Annotated in this window: 5 protein-coding genes; all 5 read right to left on the bottom strand. The window is 63.5% G+C overall.

Annotation, left to right across the window (positions count from 1 at the left end; translation table 11 throughout):
- Nucleotides 1-164 precede the first annotated feature (164 nt).
- The 5 genes from ACXR2T_RS15155 to ACXR2T_RS15135 all read right to left on the bottom strand — a co-directional run bounded on the left by ACXR2T_RS15155 (nt 165) and on the right by ACXR2T_RS15135 (nt 7,116).
- Nucleotides 165-911: a Fic family protein gene (locus ACXR2T_RS15155; RefSeq protein ID WP_458840287.1), complete on the bottom strand. Its 747-nt coding sequence runs from the start codon at nt 909-911 to the stop codon at nt 165-167.
- Nucleotides 912-994: 83 nt separating this feature from the next.
- Nucleotides 995-1,666 carry a VTT domain-containing protein gene (locus ACXR2T_RS15150; protein ID WP_458813084.1) on the bottom strand — a complete coding sequence of 224 codons (672 nt, stop codon included), beginning with the start codon at nt 1,664-1,666 and terminating at the stop codon, nt 995-997.
- Nucleotides 1,667-2,018: 352 nt separating this feature from the next.
- Entirely contained in the window at nt 2,019-4,538 is a 2,520-nt protein-coding gene (locus tag ACXR2T_RS15145) for a helix-turn-helix transcriptional regulator (protein WP_458840289.1), read from the bottom strand.
- Entirely contained in the window at nt 4,528-5,406 is an 879-nt protein-coding gene (locus ACXR2T_RS15140) for a class C sortase (RefSeq protein ID WP_489945551.1), read from the bottom strand. The genes ACXR2T_RS15145 and ACXR2T_RS15140 overlap by 11 nt, the downstream gene beginning before the upstream one ends.
- Before the next feature lie 69 nt (nt 5,407-5,475).
- The gene (locus ACXR2T_RS15135) at nt 5,476-7,116 is read right to left on the bottom strand and encodes a SpaH/EbpB family LPXTG-anchored major pilin (RefSeq protein WP_458840293.1); all 1,641 of its coding nucleotides are present in this window, start codon (nt 7,114-7,116) and stop codon (nt 5,476-5,478) included.
- Between the last annotated feature and the right edge of the window lie 21 nt (nt 7,117-7,137).

Raw genomic sequence — 7,137 nt, 5'->3', positions numbered from 1 at the left:
AGCCCGACAGGCAGGGCCCCGCCAAGAGCGGGTCAGGAGTGGCCTAATTGCCCGTTCTCTGGGCCGACTTCTTGCTGGAAGTCGACAGACGGGCGGGACGAGACTACCGGCGCAGTATTTGGCGACGGCGCCGAAGGGTCTGGAAACGTTACCGACCCACACGCCTAGAGGCTGTGCGCTTGGGGCGGCACGAAGGGGGCGTACCTGTCGTGGTACCTATCTTGAAACGAGCGCAGCGTTTCGCGCAGAAAACCCGGCTCTTCACCGTAGTTTTTGAGCCCCCGGTAGTAGAACTCTTTCTGTTCGTCCAAGACAATAAACGGCATGATGTTGTTGCGTAAGCACTGCTCAAGCATGAGTAGACGGCCCACGCGGCCATTGCCGTCTTGGAACGGATGAATGCTCTCAAATTGGTGATGAAAATCAGCGATGTCGTTAAACAGCATGCGCGCTGGTGTAGCTTCGAGAAGTTCACTCATATGACGGTCTACATCTGCCGGGCGTGACGTCGCAGTGCCCCCGACTTCATTGGCCACAGCCTTCCACCCGCCGACCACAAACCAGGGCTTTGCGGCGTCGCTCGTGCCTGACTTCAAGATTCGGTGGTACTCACAGATCTTGTCGCGGCCAAGCGGCTCATCGAGGTGGTCAAGCATCCAGTCAAAGGCACGAAAGTGATTCGCCGTCTCCACCACGTCGTCGACAGATAGCGCTTCGCCACTAACCGTCTGCGTTTCGTAGATGTATCGCGTCTGATCTTCGCTGAGCCTGCTACCTTCAATGCGATTGCTATTGAAGGCCATCTGAATCTGGTTCAGGTGATAGAGACCGCCTTTGAGCCGCATCGCTCGCTGCTCGATCAATGTTTCAATAAACCGACTTGCGTTGATCTGGAACTCGTCATCAGACATGCCCTACCTCCAGTTCAACTCTAGATGATTGCGTCATTACGACAGTGGAAAGCCTTCGGGGCCGCCGGGGCCGCCGCCCCACGCTATGCGCGGCGTGCGCGGCGCCAGTTGTTGAACGCTTTGATGGCCTCGATGAGAATCGGGATCCCGGGAATCAACACCAGTACGATGATGAAGATCTCGCTGTACTCGCGCACGAACGGAATCTGCCCCAGGAAGAAGCCCAGCAGGGTGACGCCCACGCCCCACAGGAGCGCACCGATCGCGTTGTAGGCGACGAAGTGGCGGTAGGTCATGTTGCCCACGCCCGCCGCGGCCGGCACGAACGCGCGAAACACGGGCAAGAAGCGCGCGATAATGATCGCCTTGGGGCCGTGCTTCTCAAAGAATTCATGCGTGCGCGCCACATTCTCGGGGTTAAAGAGCTTGCTCTTCTCCTTCTTAAAGATGGCGGGGCCGAGCTTGCGACCGATCATGAACCCCATCTGATCGCCCGCAAACGCAAAGATGAACAGCAGCACACAGGTGATCCAGATGGGAATATCGATCACCCCGGTCGCGGTGAACAGGCCCACGGTGAACAGCAGCGAGTCACCCGGCAAGAACGCGAGTACCAGCACGCCCGTTTCGAGAAACACGAATGCGCACGCGAGAACCAGGGCCGCCCAGCCGCCCGCTTTCAGCAAGGTCTCGGGGTCAAGCCAGTCGATGCCAAGCAGGGCAGGGAGCGCAGAAATTGCGGCAAGTGAAGTCACTCCCCCAAAATATCAGCGCCGCCCCGCGATCCGCTGGGTTTGTGCAGTGATACGCCACACCTGGCTCAAACGTAAAAGCGACGGGAAAGAGATGTGCGGTGGCGCGACGCTCTTATAGGGGGGAGTAGCGCCGCACCACCGCAGTGCCGATTCAACGCTTGGGGGGATGTTGAACCGAACCGCGCACTCCCCCGCGAATGCCAGAACAGCTACACGTGTGAGAGTGGCGATGGTTCAAGCTTATGGGCCTGCCAGCCTAAAGCCTGAGAAAATACGCAATCTTCCCCTACTTACACCCCCACTGCCACCCGGTATCCCGCACCCCGCCCCGTTGATCCGGCGCTTTAGCATGTCAGCGAGCAGAACCAGCAGCCAGCAGGCCCGCCGCCGCAGCCGCCCGTATGGCGTCGTCGCGGCTCGATACACCGAGCTTTTTATAGATCGCCTTGATGTGGTCGCGCACCGTGTGCACACTCAAGTGCAGGGCCTTGGCAGCGGCGGGTGTTGTGCCGTGGCGGGCGACGGCCCGCAGCGTACGTATTTCTGCCCGAGTGAGCACGCTCGCGGGGCGAGCCGTCGCGGTGCCAGGCTGCGGCTCGTTTTCGACGGGGGCCTGCACAGCAAGCGCTCTGTGCGGCACCCGCGTGCCCGTGGTGTCCCACCATGCTGGCCGCTCAAGCCGCAGCGTCGACAGCTTGTACTGCGTGAGCAGCGCCCGGGCACGCTCGCGCACCCGCGCCTCGTCTGCCCCGCCGAGCTCGTGCTCGGCAATCACCTGCAGCAGCAGCGCACGCGAGCGCGTACGCCACATGCCCATGCGGGCGGCCGATTCAGCAAGCCCCGCCGCGGCCGAACGGGCGGCCTGAAAGTTCGCGGCAGCAAACTCGGCATACACCCGCTCGAGGCCAGCCGCCTGCGCCGCCGGGGTGATCAGGTGGGGCCGCCCATACTTCCACGCGAGCCTGGCATGTAGATCGTTGAGTGCCCGCAGCGGCCCCGTCGCGAGCGCAAACCCGCGAGTGTGCAGCTTCATTTCTGCGCGCACCCACGACAGCGCTTCAACACCGCCCACCCGGTGCTCAATAATGTGTGCACGCACCCACACCATGAACGGCCAGTTCTCGTTGGTGCCGAGTCGCCACGAGATCGCGTCGTACGCGCTCTCTGCCTGCTCCCAGTCGCCCGCCTCGATCGACACGAGCGCGAGCGCGATCCAATACGGCACCGCCGCGTAGCGCACTCGCCACGCCTCAGGAATACCGTTACGTTGGCACTGCGCCACGAGCTCGCGAGCGCGCGGCATGTCACCGCGCCAGGCTGCGATCGCCGCACTGAGCGACCGCAGGTGCACCTCGCCGCTCGTCAGATGGGCGGGTGCAAGGTTGAGCCCCTCGCGACACCACCGCTTCGCCTCATCGTATTCTTCGCGGTACCAATAGCTCACGGCCAGCTGCGCACACACCGTGAGCATCATCGTGCGGTGCGCGACTGTTTCGGCGGGTGACATTTCGTTGAGCCGCGTTGCCACCTGGTCGAGCATGCGCACGTAGACGTCGTCATCGCCTGTGAGCCTCGCCGCGGCGAGCCGCATACCCGAAGTGAGCAGACCAATCGGCCCAACTGTGTGACTCTGCGTACTCACTGACTTGTCTGCAATACCGCGCAGCTCAAACAGCACCCGCTCACGCCGCCCCCGGGGAAACGCGAACTCTTCAACGAGCGCGGCAAGGTGCAGTAGCGGGTAGCGCTTCTTCGCGCTGCTCGGGATCGCTCTGATCTGTGCTCTCAAAAGCGGCGCCGGATCAATGAAGTCCTCAGAGAACATCGTCACCATCAGTGAGTCGAGTGTGCTCCAATCGTGCAGGTCGAACGCCGCATACAGCGCCAGCCACGCCACCCCCTCGCGTGCCTCAGCATCGTCGGCCACAAACGCGTCTGCCCACACCGACACCTCACGCGCAGTCATCAGCTTTCTGCGGTGCGCCCACACCACGCCCCGCATAAACGGGTGTTGGTAGTACTGGCGCGTACCGCGCACGTGGCGCTGGTGCAGCAGATGGTGTGAAAGTTTTTCGAGAATCTCGTCTGCCCGCGCCGCTGAAATCTCGACGCCCGAGCGCATGTTGTTGCACGCGCGCATAAGCTGCCCCGGGTTGAGCTCTGGCAGCGCGGACGCAAACGTGAGCGCCGCGCGTGTAGCTGCATCAATTTCATCGATGCGTGGTAAGAGTAGCTCTTCACAGAACTGCACCATCTCTTGTTCGAGCGCCGCGTTGCTCCCCATGAAATTGGCCCGCGCGAGCAGTCTGTGCACGGCGGCCGGCCACCCCCGCGTCAATTCAAACACCCGCGTGGCAATGTCGGCGACCTGCTCTGTGAGACGTGCCCGCGCCAGCTGTAGCACCTCGTCTGCGGTAAACGCGAGCGCGCCGTCTGCGATCACGTGCATGGGCACCCGCACCCCGACCGCTGGCAGGTCGAGCTGCGCCACCTGGCTACCTACGACAATCACTCGTGCAAGCGTGATCGATTCGAGTAGCTCGAGCACCGCATCGTGCAGCGGGAACCCCGCGACTTCGTGCGCGTCATCTACTACAACGGTCACCGCCACACCCTGCGCCGCGTATCCCCTGGCAGATTCCAACAGATCGCGCCACCGTTCGGCCGTCGCATCGACGCCAGCGATCGTCAGGATGACATCGCCTGCGTCTCGACGGCGGGCGGCAAATTGGCGTGCCAGGGTCGACTTGCCCATGCCTTTGATGCCACGAATCACGAGCAGGGCGGCCTGTGCCACACGCGACGAGCTCAGCAGACGATCGCGCCGCAAAGTCGTGAACCGTGGTGACGACTGTTCGACGTTACTTGGCATGCTTGGCACCCTGTCTGTTCTCGCTGCTGTCGGTAATTGTTTTTGTACGTTTGTTGACTCTACGCACAATATAGAACGTCACCGCAGAACCTGCGGCAACGTACACGAGCCACCACGGAAAGCCGCCGGTGATTGTCTCTCCCGTGAGTTCCTGCCGCCCGTCGCCCTCGGGTGACGCAATGCGTGTGCCCGTGACAAGTAGCCGGTGGCTGTTCACGCCCACCGGGGTGCAAGTGATAAGCGATACCAGGTCGCGCCCCTCGAGCACCTGCAGCGCACGTGTGTCGTTGGGTTCGACGGTGCGCACCTGGTCGACGCGGTAGAAGTGTTTCTCGCCGAGCACCTCGACGGTAAACGTGTCCCCCAGGTTTGCGCGCAAAATGGGGGTGAAGAGCGCGGCGTGTGCAAGCCCCGAGTGCGCGGTAAGCACCGAGTGCGTTGACGGCCCACCCACCGGCAGCGATGAGCCGTACAGGTGCCCGGCCCCGCGCGAGATCACGTCGTCGTCGGTGCCGTGGTACACGGGCAGGGTGACGCCCAGGCGCGGGTAGCTGATGTTGCCGATCACGCCGTTGTCGCTCACGCGCAGCAACTGCTCGTAGCTCGCGTAGGCGTCACGCTCGGCTTCTTCGTCGTTCGTCGGCACCGCAAACGGGTCACGCAGCGGCCCACGAGGCATGCGCGAGTTGTATTCGTCAGCCAACAGCAACCGCTCAGAGCGAGCCCCTTCACTGAGTTCTTTGACGACGCCGGTGTACCCGGTGATCTCGTTGTTGTGGTTGCGTTCTGAGAACCAGTTCGCGGTGAGCGGGTACAGCAGAATGAGCAGCCCGCCGAGCAGCAAAAGGGCAACGATGAACCCCTGCACCCCACGTGGTCCGTGGGGTGCAGGGGGTGTCGTCACTGTTTGAGTGAGGGGTGTCACACGCTGCGCTTTCTACGCCCGAGCCTTCTTGCGCTTCGAGGCGACGACCAGGCCGCCGCCGATCAGCACGAGGCCTGCGATCGTGAACATCCACGTGCCCGCCGCGCCGGTGAGCGGCAGCTCGAACCCGGCATTGTGCGGCGCGTTCTCGATGACCGTGGTGCCAGCGGCGCCCACGACCTGGTTCGCCTGGTTAACGATCACGGGCACCGGGTTTGCGAGCAGCTCATAGCCGTCGGGCGACTCCACCTCGACGAGCCAGTACACGCGGTACTTGGGGTTGTCGTCTTCGCGCTCGTCGACGTCGCCGGTCTGGTCACCCGCCGCATCGATGTAGGGCAGCTGCGCCTCGCCGTCGGCGAAGTCGCTGTACCGCAGCCCCGAGATGCGCACGACGCCATCGCTGTCGGTCACAAACGTCGTTTCGCCGTTCACTTCGATGGGGTCCTGCTGCTGCAGGGCGGCCTGCTCTGACGCAAACACCTGAAACTTCGCGTCCTCGAGCTTCACACCAGGCTTACCCGCGGCGACCTTCTCGATCAAAATGTCACCCCAGCGGGTCTCGGGCTCGTTCGACTCGATCGGTCCGTCGGGTTCACCCGGCTCCTTGTCGAAAGAGCCCTCGTTCGGAAACACGATCGCCTTGTTCGTGATGGTGCCCACACCATTAGTGGCGTCGCCGTCAAGGTAGTTCACGGTGGTGCCGAGCACGAGCTGCACCTGGGCGCCGGGAATAGCGGCCGCCTGCCCGAGCTTTGCCAGGCCTGCGGGGGTGAACAGCACGGTCACCGTGTTGTCGTTCGTGCTGTCTGCGGGCGTGACCGTGTAGTCACCTGCGGCGAGCGCCGGCGCGCCCGCGCCAGTGAGGGTCACCTGTGCGCTCGCGTAGCCCAGGCGGGGGTCGAGCTTATCGGTGATCTTGTAGCCGGTGGGGGCGAGGAACGGTTCGCCTACCGCGGGCGGGCCCGCGACGTAGTCGGGGTTCGCGGTGCGGGGAATGTCACCCAGAATGGTCCACGCGATCGCGTCGCCCACGGCGACGCCCGCCTCGTCTTCGACGCTCTTCGTCACCTTGCTGGTCGAGTTCTTCGGGTAGACGTGAATGTCGTACATCCACGTGTCGAGGGCCTCGGGGTGTGTGAGCGGCACCGTCACCAGAAATGGCGCGGCCTTCGTGACGCCCGCGGGCGCCTGAGTCTCGGTCACGAGGTACAGGCCAATCGGCAGGTCAGCGAAGGTTGCGAGCCCGTCACCATCGGTCGTCTGTGCAGGGCCCACGGGGCTACCGATGGTTGCGGGCTGGCCATCTGATCCGGATCCAGAAACAGTGTTCGTCGCGGCGTCGTAGCTGATGGCGGCCGCGGCCTGCCAGCCGGCGTTCGTCGAGAGGTCGACGGTCTCGATGGGGCGCACCTCGAAGGTGACGCCCTCGAGCGCGGTCTTGCCGGTCATGTCTTGTGCGAGGCCGTTGCCGGGGGTTCCCGGGGTGTCGGGCTGCTCGTACTTGTGAATGTTGAGCGTGCCGGTCGCACCCGAGTCAGGGATGATCGGGTCAGCGTGAGCCGCAGTGGCACCGCCCACTGCGAGCAGCAGCGCGGTGGCCGCGGCGGCCGCGGTCGCGAGGAGGCCTCGCAGTTTCTTGGGGGATGACATGGTGTCCTTTCTTGAATAGTG

It is taken from the genome of Leucobacter faecis, from assembly GCF_054456635.2.
The sequence above is the reverse complement of the archived record's forward strand: the minus strand, read 5'-3'. Positions and strand labels throughout refer to the sequence as shown.

Excerpts from the sequence above, each read along its gene's own strand:
- ACXR2T_RS15155 (WP_458840287.1), bottom strand. The coding sequence starts at position 911 with ATGTCTGATGACGAGTTCCAGATCAACGCAAGTCGGTTTATTGAAACA.
- ACXR2T_RS15145 (WP_458840289.1), bottom strand. The coding sequence starts at position 4,538 with ATGCCAAGTAACGTCGAACAGTCGTCACCACGGTTCACGACTTTGCGG.
- ACXR2T_RS15135 (WP_458840293.1), bottom strand. The coding sequence starts at position 7,116 with ATGTCATCCCCCAAGAAACTGCGAGGCCTCCTCGCGACCGCGGCCGCC.